Annotated in this window: 25 protein-coding genes; 11 read left to right on the plus strand and 14 right to left on the minus strand. The window is 47.6% G+C overall.

Going from position 1 to position 22,948, the window contains the following annotated elements:
• Window positions 1-19: 19 nt before the first annotated feature.
• Window positions 20-154, plus strand: coding sequence for a hypothetical protein (locus BP95_RS34200; RefSeq protein ID WP_021254482.1), 135 nt, complete (start codon window positions 20-22; stop codon window positions 152-154).
• 86 nt (window positions 155-240) lie between these two features.
• Here BP95_RS34200 and BP95_RS34205 read toward each other — a convergent pair whose 3' ends face one another.
• On the minus strand, window positions 241-495 hold the full coding sequence (locus tag BP95_RS34205; RefSeq protein ID WP_269321437.1) for a helix-turn-helix domain-containing protein: 255 nt from the start codon (window positions 493-495) through the stop codon (window positions 241-243).
• A gap of 180 nt (window positions 496-675) precedes the next feature.
• On the opposite strand from BP95_RS34205, the gene selD reads away from it, so the two are divergent.
• On the plus strand, window positions 676-1,746 hold the full coding sequence (selD, locus tag BP95_RS0107545; protein ID WP_021254483.1) for a selenide, water dikinase SelD: 1,071 nt from the start codon (window positions 676-678) through the stop codon (window positions 1,744-1,746).
• Window positions 1,747-1,883: 137 nt separating this feature from the next.
• Here selD and ytxJ read toward each other — a convergent pair whose 3' ends face one another.
• The gene (gene ytxJ / locus BP95_RS0107550) at window positions 1,884-2,258 is read right to left on the minus strand and encodes a bacillithiol system redox-active protein YtxJ (protein ID WP_021254484.1); all 375 of its coding nucleotides are present in this window, start codon (window positions 2,256-2,258) and stop codon (window positions 1,884-1,886) included.
• A gap of 156 nt (window positions 2,259-2,414) precedes the next feature.
• Between ytxJ and BP95_RS0107555 the strand changes: the two genes are divergently transcribed.
• Window positions 2,415-2,762, plus strand: a complete 348-nt coding sequence (locus tag BP95_RS0107555) for a DUF1360 domain-containing protein (RefSeq protein WP_021254485.1) — start codon at window positions 2,415-2,417, stop codon at window positions 2,760-2,762.
• A gap of 157 nt (window positions 2,763-2,919) precedes the next feature.
• Here the strand turns inward: BP95_RS0107555 and BP95_RS0107560 are convergent, their stop codons facing one another.
• Window positions 2,920-3,906 (minus strand): CgeB family protein, encoded by a 987-nt coding sequence (locus tag BP95_RS0107560; RefSeq protein ID WP_021254486.1) that lies wholly within the window; start codon window positions 3,904-3,906, stop codon window positions 2,920-2,922.
• Between the two features lie 81 nt (window positions 3,907-3,987).
• Window positions 3,988-4,650 carry a BMQ_0737 family morphogenetic spore coat protein gene (locus BP95_RS0107565; protein ID WP_021254487.1) on the minus strand — a complete coding sequence of 221 codons (663 nt, stop codon included), beginning with the start codon at window positions 4,648-4,650 and terminating at the stop codon, window positions 3,988-3,990.
• Between the two features lie 107 nt (window positions 4,651-4,757).
• Here BP95_RS0107565 and BP95_RS0107570 point away from each other — a divergent pair, with 107 nt between their 5' ends.
• Genes BP95_RS0107570 through BP95_RS0107580 form a run of 3 tightly spaced genes read left to right on the plus strand, consistent with a single transcriptional unit; the run spans window position 4,758 to window position 8,063 of the window.
• The gene (locus tag BP95_RS0107570; RefSeq protein ID WP_021254488.1) at window positions 4,758-6,053 is read left to right on the plus strand and encodes a hypothetical protein; all 1,296 of its coding nucleotides are present in this window, start codon (window positions 4,758-4,760) and stop codon (window positions 6,051-6,053) included.
• A 35-nt stretch (window positions 6,054-6,088) separates the two neighbouring features.
• Window positions 6,089-7,636 carry a hypothetical protein gene (locus tag BP95_RS0107575; RefSeq protein ID WP_021254489.1) on the plus strand — a complete coding sequence of 516 codons (1,548 nt, stop codon included), beginning with the start codon at window positions 6,089-6,091 and terminating at the stop codon, window positions 7,634-7,636.
• Window positions 7,608-8,063, plus strand: coding sequence for a M67 family metallopeptidase (locus tag BP95_RS0107580; protein WP_021254490.1), 456 nt, complete (start codon window positions 7,608-7,610; stop codon window positions 8,061-8,063). The genes BP95_RS0107575 and BP95_RS0107580 overlap by 29 nt, the downstream gene beginning before the upstream one ends.
• Window positions 8,064-8,137: 74 nt before the next feature.
• On the opposite strand, the gene BP95_RS0107585 is transcribed toward BP95_RS0107580, so the two are convergent.
• The 3 genes from BP95_RS0107585 to BP95_RS0107595 all read right to left on the minus strand — a co-directional run bounded on the left by BP95_RS0107585 (window position 8,138) and on the right by BP95_RS0107595 (window position 10,770).
• Window positions 8,138-8,773, minus strand: a complete 636-nt coding sequence (locus BP95_RS0107585; protein ID WP_021254491.1) for a hypothetical protein — start codon at window positions 8,771-8,773, stop codon at window positions 8,138-8,140.
• Between the two features lie 166 nt (window positions 8,774-8,939).
• Complete coding sequence (locus BP95_RS0107590; protein ID WP_021254492.1) at window positions 8,940-9,434, minus strand: hypothetical protein; 495 nt, start codon at window positions 9,432-9,434, stop codon at window positions 8,940-8,942.
• 13 nt (window positions 9,435-9,447) lie between these two features.
• A complete protein-coding gene (locus BP95_RS0107595; protein ID WP_028531814.1) occupies window positions 9,448-10,770 on the minus strand; it encodes a hypothetical protein in 1,323 nt (440 codons plus the stop codon).
• A 174-nt stretch (window positions 10,771-10,944) separates the two neighbouring features.
• Between BP95_RS0107595 and BP95_RS0107600 the strand changes: the two genes are divergently transcribed.
• On the plus strand, window positions 10,945-11,643 hold the full coding sequence (locus tag BP95_RS0107600) for a class I SAM-dependent methyltransferase (protein WP_021254493.1): 699 nt from the start codon (window positions 10,945-10,947) through the stop codon (window positions 11,641-11,643).
• A 203-nt stretch (window positions 11,644-11,846) separates the two neighbouring features.
• Here the strand turns inward: BP95_RS0107600 and BP95_RS0107605 are convergent, their stop codons facing one another.
• From BP95_RS0107605 to BP95_RS0107615, 3 genes are read right to left on the minus strand one after another with little or no spacing between them, the layout of a single operon-like run.
• Window positions 11,847-12,545 (minus strand): class I SAM-dependent methyltransferase, encoded by a 699-nt coding sequence (locus tag BP95_RS0107605; RefSeq protein WP_028531815.1) that lies wholly within the window; start codon window positions 12,543-12,545, stop codon window positions 11,847-11,849.
• A gap of 18 nt (window positions 12,546-12,563) precedes the next feature.
• On the minus strand, window positions 12,564-13,112 hold the full coding sequence (locus tag BP95_RS0107610) for a CatB-related O-acetyltransferase (protein ID WP_021254495.1): 549 nt from the start codon (window positions 13,110-13,112) through the stop codon (window positions 12,564-12,566).
• A 23-nt stretch (window positions 13,113-13,135) separates the two neighbouring features.
• Complete coding sequence (locus BP95_RS0107615) at window positions 13,136-13,705, minus strand: class I SAM-dependent methyltransferase (RefSeq protein WP_028531816.1); 570 nt, start codon at window positions 13,703-13,705, stop codon at window positions 13,136-13,138.
• A 197-nt stretch (window positions 13,706-13,902) separates the two neighbouring features.
• Between BP95_RS0107615 and BP95_RS0107620 the strand changes: the two genes are divergently transcribed.
• From BP95_RS0107620 to BP95_RS0107630, 3 genes are read left to right on the plus strand one after another with little or no spacing between them, the layout of a single operon-like run.
• Window positions 13,903-16,278 (plus strand): DUF4214 domain-containing protein, encoded by a 2,376-nt coding sequence (locus tag BP95_RS0107620; RefSeq protein ID WP_036666837.1) that lies wholly within the window; start codon window positions 13,903-13,905, stop codon window positions 16,276-16,278.
• 46 nt (window positions 16,279-16,324) lie between these two features.
• Window positions 16,325-16,975 (plus strand): glycosyltransferase family 2 protein, encoded by a 651-nt coding sequence (locus BP95_RS0107625; protein ID WP_021254498.1) that lies wholly within the window; start codon window positions 16,325-16,327, stop codon window positions 16,973-16,975.
• A 20-nt stretch (window positions 16,976-16,995) separates the two neighbouring features.
• Complete coding sequence (locus tag BP95_RS0107630) at window positions 16,996-17,628, plus strand: DUF1796 family putative cysteine peptidase (RefSeq protein WP_231515072.1); 633 nt, start codon at window positions 16,996-16,998, stop codon at window positions 17,626-17,628.
• Between the two features lie 62 nt (window positions 17,629-17,690).
• Here the strand turns inward: BP95_RS0107630 and BP95_RS0107635 are convergent, their stop codons facing one another.
• Genes BP95_RS0107635 through BP95_RS0107650 form a run of 4 tightly spaced genes read right to left on the minus strand, consistent with a single transcriptional unit; the run spans window position 17,691 to window position 21,761 of the window.
• Window positions 17,691-18,731: a glycosyltransferase family 4 protein gene (locus BP95_RS0107635; RefSeq protein ID WP_028531818.1), complete on the minus strand. Its 1,041-nt coding sequence runs from the start codon at window positions 18,729-18,731 to the stop codon at window positions 17,691-17,693.
• Window positions 18,728-19,486, minus strand: a complete 759-nt coding sequence (locus tag BP95_RS0107640) for a glycosyltransferase family 2 protein (RefSeq protein ID WP_028531819.1) — start codon at window positions 19,484-19,486, stop codon at window positions 18,728-18,730. The genes BP95_RS0107635 and BP95_RS0107640 overlap by 4 nt, the downstream gene beginning before the upstream one ends.
• A gap of 19 nt (window positions 19,487-19,505) precedes the next feature.
• Window positions 19,506-20,606 carry a glycosyltransferase gene (locus tag BP95_RS0107645; RefSeq protein ID WP_028531820.1) on the minus strand — a complete coding sequence of 367 codons (1,101 nt, stop codon included), beginning with the start codon at window positions 20,604-20,606 and terminating at the stop codon, window positions 19,506-19,508.
• Window positions 20,607-20,624: 18 nt separating this feature from the next.
• A complete protein-coding gene (locus BP95_RS0107650; protein WP_231515073.1) occupies window positions 20,625-21,761 on the minus strand; it encodes a mannose-1-phosphate guanylyltransferase in 1,137 nt (378 codons plus the stop codon).
• A 148-nt stretch (window positions 21,762-21,909) separates the two neighbouring features.
• On the opposite strand from BP95_RS0107650, the gene mnmH reads away from it, so the two are divergent.
• The gene (gene mnmH, locus BP95_RS0107655) at window positions 21,910-22,941 is read left to right on the plus strand and encodes a tRNA 2-selenouridine(34) synthase MnmH (protein WP_021254504.1); all 1,032 of its coding nucleotides are present in this window, start codon (window positions 21,910-21,912) and stop codon (window positions 22,939-22,941) included.
• Window positions 22,942-22,948 lie beyond the last annotated feature (7 nt).

Genomic DNA, 22,948 nt, shown 5'->3' on the forward strand with positions numbered 1-22,948 from the left:
TAATGTAGGAGGTGTCCTTATGAATGAGCAGAACGATAACAAAAAAAAATCAAGGAAGAAAGTTATCATCGGTGCCATAATAGCTATTGTTGTCATTTCGGTTGTTATTGGTATAGTTACATATGTCAACAGTACAAGTTCATTTTCTTCGTAAGCAGTCGATAGATAACACAAGGTAATTTAAATGACCATGGAATTATAGCTTTGGCGCTTAACAGGCCAAAGTTATTTTTATTATAATCAAGCCAATATTTTATAGGTGATATCCAATGCTGTTGCCAATGGTTCTAAAGTTGAGAACTCGGGTCGTTTTATTTCACTGCGTACTATTCTCGATATCGTACTTTTGTTAATGTCTGATAATTTCGAGAATGACGTAATTATTATAATCGATGCACATCTAGTGTCTTGGATGAGTTCTCCGATTATTTTTATGATCGCTGCTGCCTGTAATATCAGCGCTCCTCCCAACAAATTAATATATTTTGGTTGCACATCTCATTCATCATTGGCCAAATGGACAGCTTTTGCTTTGCTAGCGAATGGACGAATTTACAGAACCAGCTTTTGCGTCCGTATGGACGATCGCATTGTCCGGATATGTTACAATAAAAGAGTTATGTATGATACGCACGAATGGAAGAAATTCGCCTTATGCGATGGGAGGATAAAGTGATGGATCAACAACAACCAACGGTTCGATTGACAACCTTGTCAAGCAAAGGAGGATGCGGCTGCAAAATAGGGCCGTCCGATCTGTCTCAAGTATTGCGCATGTTACCGCAGACAGAGAAGCATCCGGATTTACTCGTAGGATTGGATACAAGCGATGATGCGGGTGTGTATCGGTTGAATGACGACATGGCATTAGTGCAAACGGTTGATTTCTTTACGCCGATTGTCGATGATGCTTATTCGTTCGGTCAAGTTGCCGCTGCGAATGCACTTAGCGATATTTACGCAATGGGAGGCAAGCCGCTCACGGTATTGAATATTGTGGCCTTCCCAATTTCGAAGCTGGACAAGTCCATCTTGGCAGACATTTTGCGCGGAGCGGGAGATAAAGTGAAGGAAGCGGGAGCAACACTCGTTGGCGGTCATTCCATTGATGACGCGGAACCGAAGTTCGGCATGGCCGTAACGGGCATCATTCATCCGGACAAGGTGCTGACGAATGCGGGGGCTGAACCTGGCGACAAGCTGGTGTTGACGAAGCCGATTGGTGTCGGCATCATGACAACTTCCTTGAAGCGTGAGCTGCTTCAGCCAGAAGAAATTGAGCTGGTAACACGGACGATGACGACACTCAATAAGACAGCAGCTGAAGTAATGGCCGGATACGAGATCCACGCATGTACCGATGTTACGGGATTCGGCTTGCTCGGCCATAGTACAGAGATGGCAGCAGGCAGCGAGGCAGGACTTGTTATTCACGCGGAGAACGTACCATTCTTGCCACGAGTTCGTGAACTGGCTGAGAACGGTGCTGTACCGGGCGGAACGAAGAATAACTATAATCATGTGAAGGATCAAGTTGTATTCGACGAGCGACTTGATGAGATCGCACAGTGGATGCTGTGTGATGCAGTCACATCAGGTGGACTGCTCTTGTCTGTTGCAGCTAGTGATGCGGAAGCGATGATTCATGAGATGCAAGCTCGTGGTGTAGAAGCGGTGTGCATCGGTGAAGTGGTGGCCGAGCATCCAGGTAAGATTCATGTAGTGGGCAGCTTCGTCGGTAGATAACAACAATCAGAGTTAAATAGAGAATACATGTACCAAATACCGCCAGGAGAAGAGGAGAGGTTATCCTCCATTCCTGGCGGTATTTTTGATGTAAGCAAGTGAATTCGGCAAGGCGCCAACGGAAATGGCAACTTACTTTAGAGCGAAGGATGCTGCTGTAGAAAGTGCTGTGCAAGCTGTGACAGCTGTACAGAGTTAATCTGCTGATGAGACGAATTCCAAACGACTTTCTGCTTGTAAACAAGCAGAATTTGCGGGGATTTATGGGGAGTCTGCAATAGTTCCGCTACTTTGCCAGACAGCGCCTTCTCTTCGAGGACACGAACGACAGCGTAGGAGAAGCGGGAAGATACATGCGGATAACGAGTCAAAAATTGATTCAGTGCGAGGTGAGCTACTCTGCTCGAACCGCAGTTTGTATTGTGCTTATAGAGCCACAACGGCCGTTCATCTGTCTGTTGAATCAAGCTGATAAGCTGCTCCTCAGTAGCGATGATGGGGAGTCCCTGCATATATCTTCTTCCTCCTTCTGATTTTTGTTCCCGCTGCAAGGGAGGGTGGCGCTATGTAATGTCCAAGGCAGTGATAGGGAACAGTTCTATCCTTGTCAAGAAGTCCATACAATGAATCTGATCGAAAGAGTATACGAGCGGCTAAGGAGGACTGTTATGCATAACATATCCTGGTTGTCATTGACATTGCTTATTTTGGCGAGCTATCGCCTAACTAGACTCATCGTATTCGATGAAATTACTTCTTTCATTCGCAAACCCTTTGTAGAGGAGCGATATCATACGGATGAGAATGGAGCTATATTTGCGGTGATCGAAGAAAAAGGCGGCCGTTTTCATGCCTTTATGCGCAAACTGCTTACTTGTTATTGGTGTACGGGGGTATGGTCTGCCGCATTTATAACAGTATGTTACCTTCTCATCCCCACTTATGCATTTCCGGTTATTCTCCTGCTTGCTATTGCGGGTGCGGCCGGGATTATGGAGTCTTTTGTCAAAGGCTAAAAGCACCCTCTTCTATATGCTAGGTTTCTATCCACGGGCTTGTTGCACATTTCCTCGTCTATCAGGCTGTTGTCTCTCAAGATTTCGAAAGCCGCATCATAAGATATAGCAGAGCTGATAGAAAATGCGGAACTTGCTAATCGAAGTGGTGAACAAGTTATTCCAGTTCCCGCACTCTACTCAACAAATGCTCCAGACGCTTCGAAAATGTATGCTCTGACCGAGTTCGTTCATAGCCTTGAGAGGCGATGGAGCTCCGCTTGGCATCTTCGTAGAGGTACGTATGAATGAGCTCGGCACATTCCTTCGGCGATTCGAAGCATAGCAATTGCGCGCCTGGTTCATAGAACATGTGAAGATCTGGGCGATAATCAATGATCTGCGCACGCCGGCATGCCGCAATATCGAAGGTGCGATTGTTAATGGTGTGGCCAGGAGCACCTGTCTTATTTTTATCAATTAACGTATCATCTTCGCTGCGGTGAATATTCAGCACAAGCTTGGCACCGTTGTAATAACGGGGCGTCTCAGAGAAGTTGACCCACTTGGTTCGCAGGTGAGGGATACAACCGCCCGACCAATTGACGGTGTCCCAGAAATGTCCGACAAGTTTCACATGCAAGCCAGGATCAAGTTCCTTCAGCATTTGCTGCATCATACGGAGTCGGTTATCGTACCCTGTACCGATGAAGCAGATGTCGCTCTCATAAGAAGGGTGCGCGTTGAAGGGACGGAAGATATCGGTGTCTGTTCCGAGCGGCAAGTGGTGAACTCGCTTGCAGCCGTGGCGCTCATAGTAAGGGACACAACCAGAATCAATGGTGAAGATGATGTCGTATTCGGCTGCTACTTGCAGCGCATTGTCGATGGCATAGGGATCATCAACGAACCACACGCCAATTGGAATGCCCATCCTCCGTATGCTGCGAACTTGATCAACAGGCAGAAAAGAGCGCGGGCCGCAAATGGTCAAGACGAACTCAGGCCTGAATTCGCGGATATCGGGAAGAAGCTGCTGAAGTGGTGCACGATTCAACAGAAATATTTTGCTCTCATGACACTGACCGTACAGAGCCTTCATGAGCGCATTATCGAGGATATCAATTGGCCTCCGATAACCGGAAGCGATATAGTATAGCCGCATTAGCCCCTCCTCGTTCCTGTCATCGAGAAAATAAAAAAGGGGATGGTTTTAGCCACCACCCCAAGCCGATCAGCATTTTGATTATGATGGGAACGGATAAGGTGCACCAGGGAAGATAGTAGGACATTGTTGCGGGAATGTGACAACACAAACGTTCTCAGGGATTGGAATCACAGCACGTGGTTGGCACAGCTCAGCTTCAACAACTAACTTGACAGGCGCTGTTACTTGAATGCTTTGGCAAATCACGATATCTACGTTGACACAAGAGTTGTCGACAATATCGAGAACTTCAATTGTTGTTGTGTTCGGAACGATATCGCAAGATACAGTAGTTCCCGGAGGCGCGCACAACAGAACTTTCTCGAAGCGTACAAAGGTTTTTGTAAACGAGCAATGTACTACGTTAGGGACGACAGTAGTATCAATGATCGTGACTTCAAACGTTCCTGTTTTCTTAATGACAACACGTTGTAGAGTAACTGGTGTGCCACCAACAGTAACTACTACATTTTCTCTGATTGAACCGACTTTCTCGCCGCAGCTTACTGACAGTACCGTTGCTTGAACGCTGAATGAAGCCGGCAATGGCAAGCAGATAGCTGGATCGATGCAGGCTTCATCAACAATTTGCGTCGTTAACAACACCCAATCGAATACTTTAGGAACCTCTATACATTCCAAAGAGGGTAGTGGCAAATATTCGGGGGGCGTTGTTTGCCCTTGAACTAACTTGCTCTCCATGAATGTTTCCTGCCTCCTTTATAGAATCTGAATTCAAATTCAATACAGTCTATGGGGGCGATCTAGAAAAGGTGACACCCCCATAAAATAATTTGGAGGGGATCGCAGTGAGGCAAGAAGTTTGCTTATATTCCTCAGAAGGCGTGCATTGGGTAGAACTTCAATCCGATGGGTCGCTGCTTCATTCCTTATACCGCGGAGTTGAACAGGTCAAGTATCACCTATGGAGGTTCAGCAGTCCCGTGAAGCAGTTCAGCGCCATTCTGCTTCATGGCCATATACATATGTTGATGGCTTATGAATCGGGTATCTATTATGCACGTTGCAGCGTGAATGCGCGTGCAGATGAAAAGCAAGAATTGCGAATAAGCAGGCATCCCAGCTCATCGAATCCGTATCTCTTTAACCTTGGCAGAACCCTCTATTTCGGCTTCACTACAATACTGAACAAGAAGTTTACGTATGTGCTTCGACAGGTTGAGCAGGGGAGGTGGCGAGAGAGGGCTTTTTCCTATGTTCACGAAGATTATGGCGTCAATGTACATATTGAACAAGCAAGCTGCGATATAAGTGAATCAGGGACTTTATATGGGCTGTTCCTGATCCGACATGGAGATACGAATCGACAGCAGCTAATGCTGCTCGAACTCGATATGGAATCAGAGGAGGCAAAATGGCAACACGTCTTTTCTTCTGCGCAAGCAGGGCAGAGTTGGAGCATTACAATATCCGCGGCGAGGGAAGGAGATCCGTATCTCGCGTGGGTCGTACACAACGAAGTCACAGCTACGGTATATTGTGCGCGGGGCATACAAGTTTCGAATTCCTGTATCCCTTTGAAAGTGTTTTTTCAGAATCAATTTTCCGTTCCTCGACTTACGATTGCAGGAGAACATGGTCTGTTTCTCTCGATTACAGGTTCCTCATGGTTAGCCTGTGCATATTCAAGCAATGGAGGGAGGAACTGGGGATCCTTTATGGAAGTACCGTTCGCCCGGGAATCGAGGCTTCGCATCATCCAAGGGGTTCGTTGTTCTGAACAGGATCATGTGCCTGTCCCGCTTCTTGGCATCGGGTATCCATGCTTCCGTCCGATCGAACTCATTGATTTGTTCCATCCGTTCTTGACCATGAATACAATGGGTCCTTCTGTACAGGATGATGTATTGCTGCATTATGCCAAGCTGCAGTTAGGCGTACTGCATGAATTTGCATCTGAGCGAATTGCTGTATGGCAAGAAGAGATGATGCTGCTTGAAGAATGCCTGATGCAAGAGGAGCATGCGCTGCAGCGATTGGAATCGTTTATCGAAGAGATGGAGCGGGAGCAGGTTCGCGTATTGGAGCAGTTGCATGCCCTTGGTTCCAATTTGGCACCATTCGGAATTCGCCTCATACAATGACGTTAGTGAGTACATACAAGAGGGAGGGGCATGGAATGCACATTCAGTTGAATGGCAAGCCATTATGCAAGATTGCGGAGACGCGGTTAGTTGATGTATACCAGCTGCTGGGCAAGTACTCGTTCACATTTCATCTGGACAAACGACAAGGCATGCTCGATATTATGAATCCGCTTGAAGGGTGCCGAGTTGTACTAGAGAGCAAGATGACGGAGATTGTGGATCGGTTGTGGTACCCGATACAATCCACGCTGTCTCAAGCCGGATTGAAGGTCACGATTGTGGATTCAGAGGATACGCGCAAGCAGCTGTTAAGCGAATCGAATCATCAGCGGCAGGGGATATGGATATCAGCAGTACCGGATGATGCAATGGAGGTAAGTGTTCATTATTATTTCCATCATCGCAAACAGAGCAAACAGTTGGCCCAATTACTTATTATGAATATGTTGAAGCACGGTGAGCTGCCTATCCGTGGAGCAAGCTTGAATTGGAAGGATCGATCGAATTATCAGATATCGCTGACAGGGCAATCTTGGACTTCAGTGGCACTCACATACGGCGGATTTCTGCGATTGTCTACGGAACAGCTCGTGCAGCTTGGCAATGGAATCACCCGTGCAGCTGCCTCCTACTTCTCGTATCTTCCGATTCTAGATGTCATTGAGAAGCTTCGAGCGATGGATAATGGCGAGGGATCTGAATCGGATAGAGAGAATGAAAAAAGTCCCGTTACTACTGAGGTGCGGCACGCTAAAGACATTGTATCGCTGCGGGAGGAAGAGGCGACGGTTCCGCATGTGCAGACCTCATTCATGGATGCACCCAATATGCATCAGTCTGTAGAATATTCACGCAGGGATGAACTGGAACCGCACGAACACTCGAAGCAGCGGGGGCATAGGGAGGAGCGGCTTGCTCAAGAAGCGCGTTCTGCTTATGAGGGTTCAGGGGCAAATATCGTTGAGCACAGTGAAGAGCGAGTAAGTGTGCATGAGCTTAAGCATGGGAATGAGTTGAATGAGCAAGTGTATTGGCAAAAGTATAAGGATAATGAGGAACCCGCGGGAGATGATTGGCAGGAAGAGGATATTGAAGAAGCTGTAGATATCGTTGAGGAGAGCCTTAATGACACCGGTTATGATGATGACATGTTCGTGAACAGAAGCGTGTTGGTCGCGGAATATGAATGGGAAGATAAAGAGAAAAGTCACGACTCTCCTACGGTGGTTGAACCCGATGCACTGCATAAGGGGGAGCAATCAGATAGCAGGTTGATCGGAGTTGAGGAGCAAGCACACCGTGAACGGCAAGCTGAGTCGGATGAGTTGGAGGGCCGAGAGCAGGAGCAGGTGAAAGACAAGAAGCGGCAGGCTCCAGCATATTCGACGTTTACATGGCTTCATGCTAATACGGTAAAACGTGCAGACGGAGCAAGCAAGCAGTCTGGTTCACTGCTTAGCTATATGAATCAAAAAGCATTAACGAGCCAGCCTCGCAGTCCGAAAGATCCAGCTCAAGATCTATTGCTCATGCAAAGGGAGCGGGCAAAACGTGAACAATCATCTACCGACAAATCATAATGCTGTGGGACTACAGCTAACGGAGAACACGTATCGAGAGATGGTAGGGCATTGTCTGCGAGAGAAGCCATTGGAAGCTTGTGGACTGCTGTCAGGAAACGACGGGCTGGCTAACCGCTGCTGGATTATCGATAATATTGACCGCAGTCCGGTATCATTTACGATGGATATGGAGCAGCTGGATCATGCACTGAAGCACATGGAGGGGAGTGGAGAACAGCTGCTCGCCGTATTTCACTCTCATCCAGCCTCTGTTCCATACCCGTCCGCCTTCGACATTGAGCATGCTGTCTATCCGTGCTCATACATCATTGTATCTTTGTCACGGCTTCGTCCTCGCGTACGCAGCTATCGGATTGAGGGGCGTCAAGCACAACCTGAGTTAATAAGAATTGTAACACATGGCACGAAGCATGATGCGCTCTAGGAATCGCATCATGCTTCGTGTTGTTTCATTCGATTCAGCTAATCATCTGGTTTGCTAGAGGCAAGCAGCAGCAATTACAGCAAGGACTGATAAATGTCAGCAATGAAAGATAGGCCAGCTGTGTTGACAGCGCCAGTTGTGAAGTAGTTTGTTACTTGGAATTGGAATACAAATTGTACGCTAAGCGCAATTGAGATGAGTCCAAGTGATGCTGGAATTGTATAGAAGCGCACATTTTGCCAGTTGTATGGAGGCGCGACATCTGTAGTTAAGCCAGTAGTTGGATCCAAGGAGCCTCCAATCAATGGTACATTCAATCCAGGAACTGGGAACAAGCTGATTTGCAATGGGCTGAAAGCTTGAATCTGTGCAACCACAGCATTGTCGGCGAATACAGCCATCGCAATGACAAAGTCAGCGGCAATTCCAATAGTAAGCGGAATTGGTACAGAAACAGTAGCAAAACCGTGCGTTTCCCCTGGAACGAATGTGGCTTGGGACCAGATGAATTGCGGATTTGGAACTGCAGCAAATGGACCGTTATCATTGTCGAATTTTGCTATCTGAGGCCAAATACGCGGTGCGTTCCCTACGTTCACTACGTTTGGCGCTGCACCTGCCAATGCTAGAGTCGCTGCAGTTGCGCTTGTAGGAGCAGTAACTACGTTCGCTGTGCTGCTTACGATCCGTTGAATGGGAATAAGGACCATATTAGTAAACCTCCCCTTCATCATATGAGCGAAAGAACCCGCTAGAATTCTTTCTACACTGTTAATGTATGAAGGGGACTCGTCATAAGATTGGATGAATTACTAGATTCATTCGTACAAACTTATGTCAAGATACTCGTCATTCATGTAGTTTAGAATAGACCAATTATGGATGAACGGCAGCTCGGAAGCTGATACTGCTCGGATTCGCGGCAGGGAACTGCTTGCCTCCTGCACATACATAAGCGTGTATGTGCAGCGGAGTGATGAGACGATCGATATCGCACTCTATATGAATATCTCTTATGTCTGACCAGATTCGTGGGGGGAGCAGAAGAGTCTGGACAGGCTCAATCCGGTACTCCCCATTTTTGCGTCCGTATGAGAACCAATCATCACGATCGAATTTCCATCCCGTTTGCTGATTGCCTTTCTTATGGAGACCAAACACCAGAGCATGCTGAGGGGGTACAATTTTCCCGCTCACCACTGAGAATTGGCTTGGAGATAGCGTTAGCAAAATATGAGACAACGACACAGGCTGAGCTGAAATATTGCGAAATTTGATATGGGTAATCAAGCAGATTCTGCGCGTCTCCAGATCAACATCGGCTGCAGTTTGCAGGATCACATCAATGGAAGTTTCCGGATTATTCATCATCACAAGCTCCTCCTTAGCGGGGGTTCGATAGTTTGAATACAATGCGTGATAATTGTTCTTTCATGCCGCTTCGTGCGACTATCTTATCTTCTTTCTTCATTAATAATGTATTCTTCTCACTAAGCTCCTGAATGGCAAGGCGCACTTGAACTTCTTCCTGCAGGGCAGCGATTCGTTCAGTCAGTCGATCCGCTGTGGCTTGCCGTTCCTTCTGGATTTGCTTCAATTGGACAAGTTTCCTCTTTCTTGTTCTGCAACATTCTCTCATGTGTGTGATAGAAGCGATGACTGCTTCGGCTGAATCGATGCTATGAGTGAGGTCGCGCGTTGCTCGGTAGCCCTGGATAACTGCGGGTGCTGTTAATCCAGTGAAGTCGGGCATCGTCTCCTGGTCAGAAGCAATCCAAAAGCTAGGGCCATTGCAACCTGACTGCTTGTCATAGATACATGTCCAGATTGCAGGACACGGAATTGCTGTTGTATATAAGTCGCTCCATTCTTCTTGATGGATGCTGTAATGAATGCGGAACAGCAAGTCTTCTGTTACCCAGCTTAAGCGATACCGCCCCTGATCGTATGCACATATGGCTTGTGCTGCTAGAGTGGGGGGGATGATTGTTTGGTTATGAGCCGTTAATGTCCATTCCTTATGCTTATTCCATTCATATGATGCAAATAAGAGCTTGTTCCCAATGCGCTGAAATTGGAACATTCCAAGTCGCCCTTGTACAGAGTAGAGATCATAGGCTAGAAAATCTTCCCTCGATTCCAGTGGGACAACAGGCAGTGAAGTCGAAGGCAGCCATCGGCTGGATGCTGTATGGAACGATTGCAGGAGCAGTCGTAGTTGCTGATGGGGAGGCGTCGCCGTTATTAATGCAGTGCACAGCCAGATATGATCTTGATGTGAGAATAGACGGAGGGAATGGATTTCTTCGCCATCATATAGGACGTCTGCGGTTGACCAATGAATGCCAGATAACGATACATGTTCAATACGGGAACGGTATTGAATCACAGCATGAAGCTGATTGTGGCAATTCGTCAGTTGAATATGCCTGACATGCTTGAAGAAGCCTGCTATTTCACGCTTGTGCGTCTGCAGGGAACAGGGATTGATTGAGATGTGAATGAGCTGGTCATCCCTATTCACGTACAAGAGATGAACATAATGTGCGTCATCCTGACATACGCCGAACGGGCCGGCCGCATCGTGGAATATCATCGGCTTAGGGCATTTAAGGAGACAATGCTCCTGTGGTTCGAATAATAAGCTGCCGTCTCTCATCTGCAACGAGGAGAAATGATATCGGTTTGATAACAACATACGCGTCATCGGATTACACCCCCTAGGTTCGCACAAGCTCTACATTTCAATGTATTCAAACATCTTCACATCTAGGATTGAAATTCTCGCTCGAACATAGCGAGTCCCATTTTGATCGTCTAGGGAAGAATGTTTATACCAAGTTCGTTGAATCGCATATAGTGATATACGGAGGTGAGTAAGGTGCTTGCATTTTGGGAAAAAATTATACTTCCACTTTTGCAATCATTTGGTGTGAAGAGAATCGTAGAGATTGGTGCGGAGCATGGTTTGAATACGAGCAACTTATTGCAGTATTGTCGTGCGGTGAATGGTGAATTATTTGTTATAGATCCAGCACCGAGATTTGATATTCAGCAGTTTAAGATGCATTTCCACAAGGAATTTCATATGCTGCTGGACTATAGTTTAGAGATTCTTCCGCACCTGAAGCAATTTGATTGTATCCTGATTGATGGGGATCATAATTGGTATACCGTATATCATGAACTGAAGTTAGTTGAGATAATGGCTCAGCAGCAGGAACGGTTCCCGCTAGTTTTTCTGCATGACACACAATGGCCGTATGGCAGAAGGGATATGTATTATTTCCCGGAATCGATTCCCGCAGGTTTTGTGCACCCTTATGCGAAGATGGGGATGGTATCAGGTCAATCGCAGCTCGTTCATGGCGCAGGGGCAAACAATTTACTGAATAATGCACTCTATGAAGGAGGAGCTCGCAATGGCGTGTTGACTGCTGTTGAGGACTTCCTGCAGCAGACGCCTTGGTACGTCAGCTATCATCAAGCCTTGTCCAATAGCGGGCTAGGTATTATTGCACCGAAGCACCCATCGATCGATATACATGTCCAAACGATTCTGGCAGCCTCGGGATTATAATAGCGAGACGAGAGGTGAAGGTTGATTCACTAAGCCCAATTATAGGTGTGACAACGACATATGTGTCAAGACACGACTTCCATATTCTTATCATTACGAATAGCTATCATTGAATCGCGCAGCAATTCAGCTTGACACATAGGGTGTATTCTAGCCGCAGATAAAAGGAGAATCTGTGGCTAGAGATACATAGAACGGTTGCATTACAGACCGGATTGTTCAATTATTCGGCGTATTTCGCGATTGAAGTAATGATGTGTTTCTGAAATGTCTGGCACAATGATGCCTAGTCCGAACTGGCTGCGTACGCGATGCAGCTGGAGCGGGATTTGGGCTTCCTTCATAAAATCTTCTACTGCAGTCAATACTCCGTTACGATCTCCATTTTCATATGCCGCGTTGTGGACAGAATCATTATGTCCATTGTCTACAAGCTCATTGATTCCTGGCAAGATTCCCTTCTTAGCGCTCGGCTTGCGGAACTCCGCCGGAATTGATTCAGGGAAATAATACATATCTCGCCTGCCATAAGGCCATTCCAGATCATGAAGGAAGATGATCGGGAACTTCTTGATGCGCTCGAATTGCTTCAGTTCGTTGTACACGGTATACCAATTATGATCCCCGTCAATAAACGCGGCATCGCATGTGTGAATGTGCGGTAGGACTTTCAGGCTGTAATCTTGCACGAGAAGGAATTTATGGCCATATAACTGCTTCATTCGTTCAATGTCGAACAAGGGAGAGGGATCGATTGCCACAAGCTGACCGTTCTCCATCGGCTTTACATATTCGAGCAAATTAACGGTGTTATATCCTTGGGCACATCCTATTTCTACGATCACTTTCGGCCTTGTCAGCTGAAGGATAGGATGTACGACCTGATTCCAGAAATAAATCACTTCTTTTGCCTCCCATGATCACCACGTTTTGTACGTGCGAATGAAATCCTCGATTCTATTGGAGAGAAGGAGGGGCCAAGCGACTGTGATGTACTCCAGTGGCCAATCCCACCATGCAATACGCTGCAAATCGTCAATGATGGAAGGTGGGAAGCGATAACGAATCACACGAGCCGGGTTGCCGCCGGCAATCGCATAAGCAGGAATGTTCTTCGTAACGATGCTCCTTGCTGCAATAACTGCACCATTTCCAATTGATACTCCAGAAAGAATCAGCGAGTCGAAGCCAATCCATACATCGTGGCCAATCGTAACATCACCCTTTGTTTTGGGATGTCCAAGGAAGCCTGCTGCATTGGGGAATATTGGGTTGAAGGGGTAGGTAGTAACCCAGTCCACGTTATGTTCTCCGCCCAGCATGATCGTCGTATTCGAAGCGAAGGAACAGAATTTTCCAATCGTTAATGTTGCTTTCTCACCCCATGTGAGTACGTTAGGGTAGCCGTAGGACCAATCACCGATTTGGTATTGTTGATAAGCTGGATTTTGGTTCAAAAAGTAGCTCATTGAACTTCCCCTCCCCCGAGCTGTTAATGCTGGTGATAGCTTGCAGCTCTCCACATGTCCAAGTATTGCTGGAGCGAGTTAATCGTCTCGGCAGGTACGGCATTGCCCTTAATGCCGATACCGATGACAGTGTGAGGGAATAGTTCTTCCCCGGCATAGTCGGTTACTACCGTATCGAATGGCTTCAAGATGCTGGCGAATGCTTGGGGTGTGAAGCGCCAATAATCGGCTGGATAATCATGGATTGGGAAATTCATGACCGAGGTAATAATGGCAATGCCATTTGGTTTTAAGATGCGATGAACCTCTTGCATGGCGAGACGGGGATCTTCCACATGCTCAAGCGTATCCAAGGAGATTACAAGCCCTGCTGTCTCCGCAGGGAGGTCAATATGATGGAGATCCAAGATCATATCTACACCTACACCAGGACGCATATCACAGCCGACATAAGGCTTGCCGTGGAAGAAGGGACGCAAATCAGCGAATCCTTCCTGACCTTGCACTTGATACGCTCCAAATTCATATACTGGCACTTCATAGGGGAGAATGTCCGAACATATTTTCACCAAGTTTTTAACGATTTGTCTCATTTCTTCACTCCTTATTCATGTACCATCACCTAAATCTAGTACTCACTGTATTCAGCGATGATGGAGATGTTGATTAGGCGTACATCCAATTGTTATTTCGCGCCCGTTTCTGTCAAATACACAGGCAAATTGGAACCTGTGCTAATACACTAATGTAAATGACCGTATCATCCGTAATGTGTATGGAGGGATCGAGTTTGAATATCATCCAGACGTTACACCAGATGTTCCGCTTGGAAGAGGAAGCATTTGTGTCGGAGCTATATAGACAGGTGTTAAATAGAGAGCCGGATTATCCAGGGTTAAGCCATTTTACTGCACTGCTTCGCGCAGGGCACACGAAGATGACCATTGTTACCCATTTCCTGAAAAGCAAAGAGTTGAAACAGACATTCGCTGGTGAAGTTGCCGTCGATATGGTCGGCACTCCATTTCGTATCTTTCATCGGATTTACACCTTATTGACAATCGATCCAAACGAATTTCCGCATGAGCTGTACCGAGAGATGCTGTGTAGAGAGGTGGAGGACGGCGCATTCCGGCACTATTACTTCATGCTGAGACAGGGGAAGCCGCGAATGTCAATCTTAATGGGGATTCTGGTATCGCCGGAATGCCAGATGCTGCTCCATGCCCCACAGGCCCCAAGACATAATGGTCCGGTTGACTTTGAACGATTCGAAATTATGGAATACCCTCCTGCCAAGACGATCGGCAATCGTGCTCCGGCTCCGCCGCTGCGGCGCAAAGTATCAATTGTCATCCTGACATGGAATGGACTAGAACATACGAAGCAATGCATCGCATCGCTTTCCCCATTGGCTGCGCATGAATTGGTCGATGTCGTGGTGCTGGACAATGGAAGCACGGATGGAAGCGTGGACTATCTTCGAGGTCTGAAGTGGGTTACGTTAATTGAGAGTCCGCAAAATATTGGATTTACGGCTGGAAACAATCTGGCCATTGCTCATTGCGATCTAGACAGTGATATTCTGATGCTGAATAACGACATTCTAATTACGCAGGCAGATTGGCTGGAGCGCTTGCAGGAGACAGCCTTTCTAGCTCCCAATATCGGTGTTGTAGGCTGCAGATTGCGTGGTGAAGACGGAAAGCTTCAGCATGCGGGGACGTATATCTTCGAGGATACATGCTGGGGACAACAGATAGGTGGATTGCAGACCGATATTCGTCAATACGAAGGTGTTCGCGATGTACAAGGGGTTGTATTTGCGTGTGCCTATATAAAGCGTGAGCTGATTAATCTAATCGGTTCACTGGATACCGCTTATTTTGCATATTTCGAGGACACCGATTATTGCTTGCGGGCATTAGCTGCCGGTTTCCGGGTTGTCTATGATGGAAGAGTAACGCTCGTTCATGCGCAGAACACCTCTACGAAGGTAAACAACATCGATTTCAACCAATTATTCTTGCAGTCGCAGGGCATCTTCCATTGCAAGTGGGGCCACCAGCTTGCAGGAGAGTATCATACACAGCTGAATTGGCATTCGATTGTGAACCTGCCAAGCGGTTATGCGAATTCCTCCCGCAACCTCATGATTGCTCTCGACGAACAGCGTGTGAAGATGCATTATCGCTATGTATACGGGCCTGGAACACCGTTCCATACGAAGGAACCGAATATGAGCGATGATTATCGGGTGAATCTATTTAGCGCGCGCAAACGAAATGAATCAGCACCTGAAGTGGTGTACGGACAGGGCGATGTGTTCTTCAAAAATGAAGGCAGGTACAAGATTGGTTACACGATGCTGGAAGTAGACGGTCTGCCTGAAGAGTGGGTGCGTCAGTGCAACCGCATGAATGAAGTGTGGGTTCCATCTAGCTTCAATGTAGAAACCTTCTGCAACAGCGGCGTTCATGTTCCGATTCATGTTATCCCATTAGGGGTAGATCCTAACTATTTCAACCCGGATATTCGTGCTTTCCGGTTCTCTGAGAAGTTTACATTCTTAAGTGTATTCGAGTGGGGGGAACGCAAAGCACCGGAAGAAATGCTGCGAACGTTCGCCAATGAATTCGCCTTCGATGATGTGGTGCTTGTCTGCAAAATTACGAACAAAGACCCGGAAGTAAACGTGCGTGCCGAGATTCGCAAGCTGAATCTAAAGCATGCAGAGTCCAAAATCATTATTATCGAAAATCAGACCATTCCTTCTTATTTGCTTGGCAGCTTGTATCGTTCAGCGGATTGCTTCGTGCTGCCTACAAGGGGAGAAGGCTGGGGAATGCCAATACTGGAATCGATGGCTTGCGGCATTCCTGTTATCGCGACGGATTGGAGTGCGCAGCGGGACTTTTTGAACATCCAAACGGGCTTCCCCATTCAAGTGAAGCGATTGATTCCGGCCGTTGCAAAATGTCCGTACTATACAGGATTTCAATGGGCGGAGCCGGATTTTGAGCATCTAGCTCATGTCATGCGTTTTGTGTACGAGAATCAAGAAGTGGTTAAAGAGCGAAGTCTGGCCGTATCCCAGCTTGTGCTGTCGCACTGGACGTGGGAGAACTCGGCGAAGAAAATAGCGGAGCGGATTCGCCATCTATAAGGCATATGGAACGTTTGATGACTATGTATATGAGGAGTGATCGGCATTGCGTTACGTTGTGGGAATTCCGTACGTGAATCGTAAGGATCTGCTGTATCGGGCCTTAGACAGTATCGAATTGTATTGGAAGCATACTTACGTATTGGATAACTCTCCCGCGCACGATTTGAGATATGATTCTGAATTGTCTCGGCGCGTAACCATATATGAGCCCCCTGTATCGCTGACATTTACCCAATCTATGAATTGGTTCCAGAGGGTGGCTCTCGATCAGGGGGCCGATTCTGTGTTCTATATGCATAACGATGCGGAGGCTCATCCGGGTACGCCAGAAGCATTTCTGAGAGTGCTTGAGGAGTTGAAGAACAGTGGGCGGAAGTGGGGGCTTGCCTTAACGAACTTCGATGCGCTTGCTGCTTACAATATGGAGGCAGTTAGAGCAGCGGGATCATGGGACACGGTATTCAGCAGTTATTTCGCAGATATAGACTATCATCGCAGGCTCAGGTTGGCAGGATATGATGAAGTGTTCACGGGCTTGCCTGTCGATCATCATGGAAGCTCAACAAGGAAGTCGGATGCTCATTACAATTTTATCATTGATACGACTTGGCCCTTGTACGAGCGGTATTATGAGTTGAAGTGGGGCGGCAAAATGGCCGAGGAAACCTATAGGACACCGTTCAACCTTACGTAGTGGAGGAGATTGCCTTGCGATTGTCTGATGTAAAAGGCGAATACGATGCCGTGTACAGTTTGGGGTCGAACTGCTATACGGCTCAACGGCTGGAACGCTATGGCTTGCGGCCGTACAGTGGTGTCGTGGATTGGATGTACTCCAATTGGACACCTGGTGTAAGCTTATTGCTTCGAAATCGCTTTGCCAAGTTCATGCATCCGGATCATTTAGTGGTGGAGAGCATCATTTTTAAACGTCATAATTATTGTATATTAGACCGGGTGTATGGTGTACAATCAGTTCATGATTTTTTGTACACAGAACGTCGGAGAGGGATCGCGTTGAAATATCCGAAATTCATTGAGACGATTCAGCGGAGAATTCATCGATTTCTAGATAAGGCGGAGCATAGCAAGCGTATCTTCTACTTCCGATTTAATGCATCATATGACGAGGCAGCGGAACTGGAAGCAGCATTGGCATCTCTTGTGAAGCATCAATTCAGCTTGTTGGTTGTCAATCCCGGAAACGAGCATCGGATCATCGACAAGGAATGGCCGCTTGCGAATACATGCGGGTTAGAGCTGCCGATCGGATGGGATGCTGCGTGCGATCAAGTATGGAATGAGGTATTTGCCGGCATTCACTATCAAGTGGGAATAAGGAATTAGGATATGCTGCACATAAAGTAAGCCCCGCTCCGAGGTTCGGAGGGGGCTTATTTCATATGCATTCACTGCTGTAATTGAGGCGTCACGGCATGAAATACCGTAAGCAGATTATGCATCACACGCGGCCAATTATAGTGCTGCACCGTTGTCATGGCATTCGTCGTGAGATACGCGGCGAATTGCGGATCGGTTAATATGCGCAGGATCCCTTGTGCAACCCCGGCAACATCTCCTTTGTCTACAAGGATGCAATTCCATTCATTATGGCAGAATTCTTCATTTCCTTCCGCCTTCGTGGTCACGACAGGGGCGCCACAAGCCATAGCTTCCAATATCGGAAGCCCAAAGCCTTCGTGATAAGAGGTTTGGACAAATACTCCGCAGTTGGCATATAAGTAGGCAACATGGTGGTCATCAGGGTGAGAGAAATGACCATGAGGAATGCCATGCAGATGGGGAGGCTCCACGCCAAAGGTGACCATAGATGCTTGTGGCAGTCTGGAGCACACATCCTTCGCAGCTTGAACCGTAATGTCGAATCCCTTCAAGTGTTGGCTGCGGCGGCTGCAGGCAAGAATACGGAATGGATCATAGTCATGAGTGCGATTCGGCTTATAGAGGTCGAAATCAACTGCAATGGAAATGTTGCTTGCATGCTTCTGGAACCGCTCCAGCAATTGTCTGGTCGTCCAATCCGCTATCGTCAGCATATGCACGGGCACACGGTACGTATTGCGAACTCGCTCCTGCATATCATTCCAGTTCGGGTAATAACTCTCCTCAATATCTTGCACCAGATATACCGGCACACCGTTGCCGCCGCGCTTGCGGTCGCAGCTATGCCATACGGCAGCAAGCGTCTTCCACCAGGTGGCGACCTTAATACAATTCATTGGCGTCAGCGCACGCATCATGGATGGATAATTGCCGAAGCGCCGTACGGGCACCTTGAGCGGGAACCAATTAGGCTGCTTATCGAGTGCAAATAGTTGTACGTTGACCCCCATATCATGCAGGCGGTTGACCTGTTCGAATACGTTGCGGATGCCGCCAGACAATCCGGTCAGTTCAAGCACATATACGACTTCCAGAGGAGCTGTCATCGGATGATTTTCCCTCCCCATTTCATCCAGAATTTTTTTCGAGCTTCCATTTCTTTTTGTCTCCAATATGGATTCTTGTTCGCTTTTGTCGTGCCGCGGGTATACCCTTCCGCATGGATGGCACTAGCCGTTCCGCAATACACGACACGGGAGCCGTGCACCTTGGCGCGATAACAGAGGTCAACATCCTCGAAGGCAATGAAGAATTCCTCGGACAATAGCCCAATCTGGTCGAGGAGCTGCTTGCGTATTAGCATTAATGCACCGGTTACGGCATTCATATCTTCTACGGCTAATGCAGGCTCATAATCAGCTGACTGTCGGCGGTAGCGGTGGTCAAAATGCCCCTTCGCTGTCGGGATAACACCGCCATGCTGTATGGTCATATCAGGATAGAGGAGCCTCGCTCCTACGATGCCGATTGCTGCATCACTGTTCATGGTTGCAACCATATGATGGAGCCACCCGGGCTCGTGGAAGAACACGTCATTGTTGACGAGCAGAATATATTGTCCCTTGGCATGCTGGATGCCAGCGTTGACAGTATGGCTGAATCCATGATTATGAGGCTTTGCAATGAATTGCACCTGGAGCGGAGCAGCCCATCGTGCCAGTTCTTCTTGAATCGCGGCAGGACTGCCATCATCGACAACGATGATCTCGTAGGGCAGCTCATGTACGGTATGGATGAAGCTGTGCACACAATGTTTAACGAGATCGGTGTGATGGATCGTAGGAACAATGACGCTGATCATAGCGTTGCCATCTCCCTTTTTAACGCGCGGCTATTTCCGTCAAGCGATGAAGCATGCGGGCTGCGCTTGCTTGCCATGTGAATTGCTCCTTTACTGTGTTTCGACCGAGGGCAGCCTTAGCGGCTGCTTCATCCCGGTTCATATATACATGCCTCATCAGCTGTCTTAGATGCATATTGTCTGGAACTGCCCACAGCATTCTGGAATTCGTGGGGTGGGCGGGAGCGAACTTCTGGACGGAGATGAGGTATCCGTTCGCATCGTTGACGAAATCAAGATGAGCTGACCAGCGCGTTGTAATGACAGGGAGACCGGAGGCCATTGCCTCCATTACGGTTAAGCTCCATCCTTCTCCACGTGTAGGAAGCACATAGCTGTCGGCACTGTTATAGAGCATAGCTAACTGCTGCTCGCTCCAACTGTGAATCGCTGAGATGAGAATGACAGATGAGCGAGACTTTCCGGCTGTCTTGAAGGCGATAGCGTCAATATAGGCTTGCTGTCTGCCGATCTCCTCTTCAGTGGTTGCACGCGTTTTGATAATGAGACATACATCCTCGGACTCCGCGAACTCTTCAAGGAAGGCGGTAAGTAAGATATCAATGCCTTTGCGGTCATCGAAGGAACAGACGGATAAGAAGGTATAGCTTCGTTGGCCCGGAATAGGGAATGGGGGGTGACCGGGAGCAAACAAGTCCGAATCAATTCCGTAAGGCATGACGTGAATCTTGTGCAGCGGGACTCCAGACCGGTGGAAGGTATCTCGATTGAAGGTGGACGGTACCCATACTTCATCCATATTGCTGCATCTTCGAGACCACATGAACGGCAGTCGGCTGCATTCGTACATCGTCATTCCGATTGAGTAATGGCGAATGTCCTTCACAAATTGGATCGCAGGGTAATGCGTAAATACGATATGGGGCTCTGGCAATGGAGTGTGCGATATCGCCTGCAAGGCCGCCTCGATATCGGGGGTCATAGGAACCCTGACTGTTTCGGAATGAACTGGCGTATAGTGAAACTGCACCCCCAGCTTCATCAATTCAAGCACGACATGCCGATTGGCCTTTGCATATCCTGTTGGTTCGTAGATGGTACCGATATTATGAAGAAACATCGAGTCGTATCCACCTTTCTATAAGAACGTGTCGTATCCGCGCTGCTTCAAGTGCTTCACCATCTTTTTTATATCCTGTGTTCGTTCTTTCGGACAGACGAGAACCACATCATCCGTGGCGACGATCACGATGTCTTCAATGCCTACCGTCGCGATTAACTGCTTTGTTGCACCGTAGATAATGCTTCGCTCCGTATCGATCCCCTCATGACGCCCATGAACAATATTCAGGAGCTCATCGGTCTGGTGTATGCGCTCAAGTGCATTCCAATTGCCGAGATCGTCCCAGCCGTAATGGACAGGAATCATGTAGATGGATTCACATTTTTCGATAACGCCATAATCAATGGATTGCTTCTTGAGACTACTGTATGCGGCTGCGAGCTGTTGTTGACCGTTATGTGAATCGTTTAAGAGTGTCTTCATATCAAACAAGGAACGATACAGGTCAGGTAGGTGCAGATGGATCAGATGCATGATGGTTGAAGCTTTCCAAATGAACGTCCCTGTATTCCAATAGTGGCAGCCATCAGCAAAAATATTGTTTGCAACAGACAGTTCTGGCTTTTCGATGAATTTCTCAACTGGGGTAAGTGGAGTGGATATATCGGTTGCTTCATTTCCGTTAGTAGGGGTAGGGCTGTTCTGTTGGATACGGATATATCCGTATCCCGTCTCAGGGCGTGTCGGCTTCACCCCCAAAGTAACGACACATCGTTCCTGATCTGCACGATAGACGGCGGTGCGCAGTGCTTCGTGAAAAGCATCAGGATCCGAAATATAGTGATCGGAAGGTAAGGTAATCAGAATGGGATCTTCATCGTCTGCACTTAATTGAAGCGCGGAAAGACCGATGCATGCAGCGGTATCTCTCGCCATAGGCTCCACAATAATGTTCTGCAGCGGGAAGTCAGGAAGCTGCTTTCGGATAATAGGGATGTATTCTTCAAGGGATACGATATATATATGTTCCAGCGGTAAATATTGAAGCATTCGCTGTACCGTGTCAGCAAGCATCGATTGTTGATGAAGAATCGGCAAAAATTGCTTCGGGTAATCTGCGCGGCTGAAAGGCCAGAAACGAGTTCCGGTTCCGCCAGCTAATATAACTGCCTTAACGGTCGTGATGTGAAACACCTCCTGGGAAACAGACAATGATGGCAATCATGGGTTATTACTACATATGTACCTAACGTAAAAAAGGGCACGGCGATTGTCAGAGTGGATTTCTTGGGCGGAATGCTATAGTCTTAACAATAGTTCGATATCACGAGATTGTATGAGACAACAAGAGGTGAGAGGTATGCACGATATTTCATTAGAGCAGTGTATGGCATTGCGGGACAAGGAGGCAACGCTTGTTGATGTGCGTTCGCCAGGAGAATTCGAGGAATTCCGAATACCGGGAAGCATCAATATTCCTTTGTTCACGAATGAAGAACGGGCGGAGATCGGAACGATATACAAGCAAGTAAGTGTAGAAGCGGCCAAGGAACGTGGGTTAGAGATCGCGTCAGCCAAGCTTCCATCATTATATAAGCAGTTCAAGGAGCTTCGAGGGACGACCATCATCTACTGCTGGCGGGGCGGCATGCGAAGCCGTACGATGGCTACTGTGATGTCTTTAATGGGATTGAAGCCATACCGATTGTCAGGGGGAATACGCACCTACCGACAATGGATACAAGAGTCGCTGGTGAACTATGACTGGCGAATACCGTGCATTGTCCTGTCCGGACATACGGGGACAGGGAAGACAGATATGCTTCGGCAGCTTCAAGCGGAAGGGTATCCTGTCCTTGATCTTGAGGAGATGGCAGGACATCGAGGCTCTGTATTTGGGCATATTGGACAAGTCCCGAACAATCAGAAGATGTTTGATGCGATGCTATTTGAGAAGCTGGAGGAGTTAAAGTCAGCAAGAGTACCTTGCCTCCTATTGGAGGCGGAGAGTCGTCGAATCGGGAAGGTCATACTGCCAGAATTTCTGATGGATGCGAAGAAGGCGGGAACGGTGCTTGATATCCAGCTGCCGATACAGGTACGGGTTAGAAATATTGTGAAGGAATATGAGCCGTCCAAGCACCCGACTGCAATCCGTGAAGCATTCGCCCGCATTCAGCGGCGCATGCATACCCCGCATGCTAACGCAATTGCAGAAGCACTTCGCCTGGAGAACTATGGAGAAGCGGTGTCGCTCATGCTGGAGCATTACTATGATTCCAGGTATGATCATGCTTCGATGGGCTATGAAGGCCAGATCTTTTCCATTAAAGCTGAACATCTGGAAGACGCATTGAAGCAGATTAGGGCACATCTCGGAAGACCGGAGTAATAAAGGC

Source organism: Paenibacillus sp. UNC217MF (assembly GCF_000686865.1).
GTDB lineage: Bacteria > Bacillota > Bacilli > Paenibacillales > Paenibacillaceae > Paenibacillus_B > Paenibacillus_B suaedae.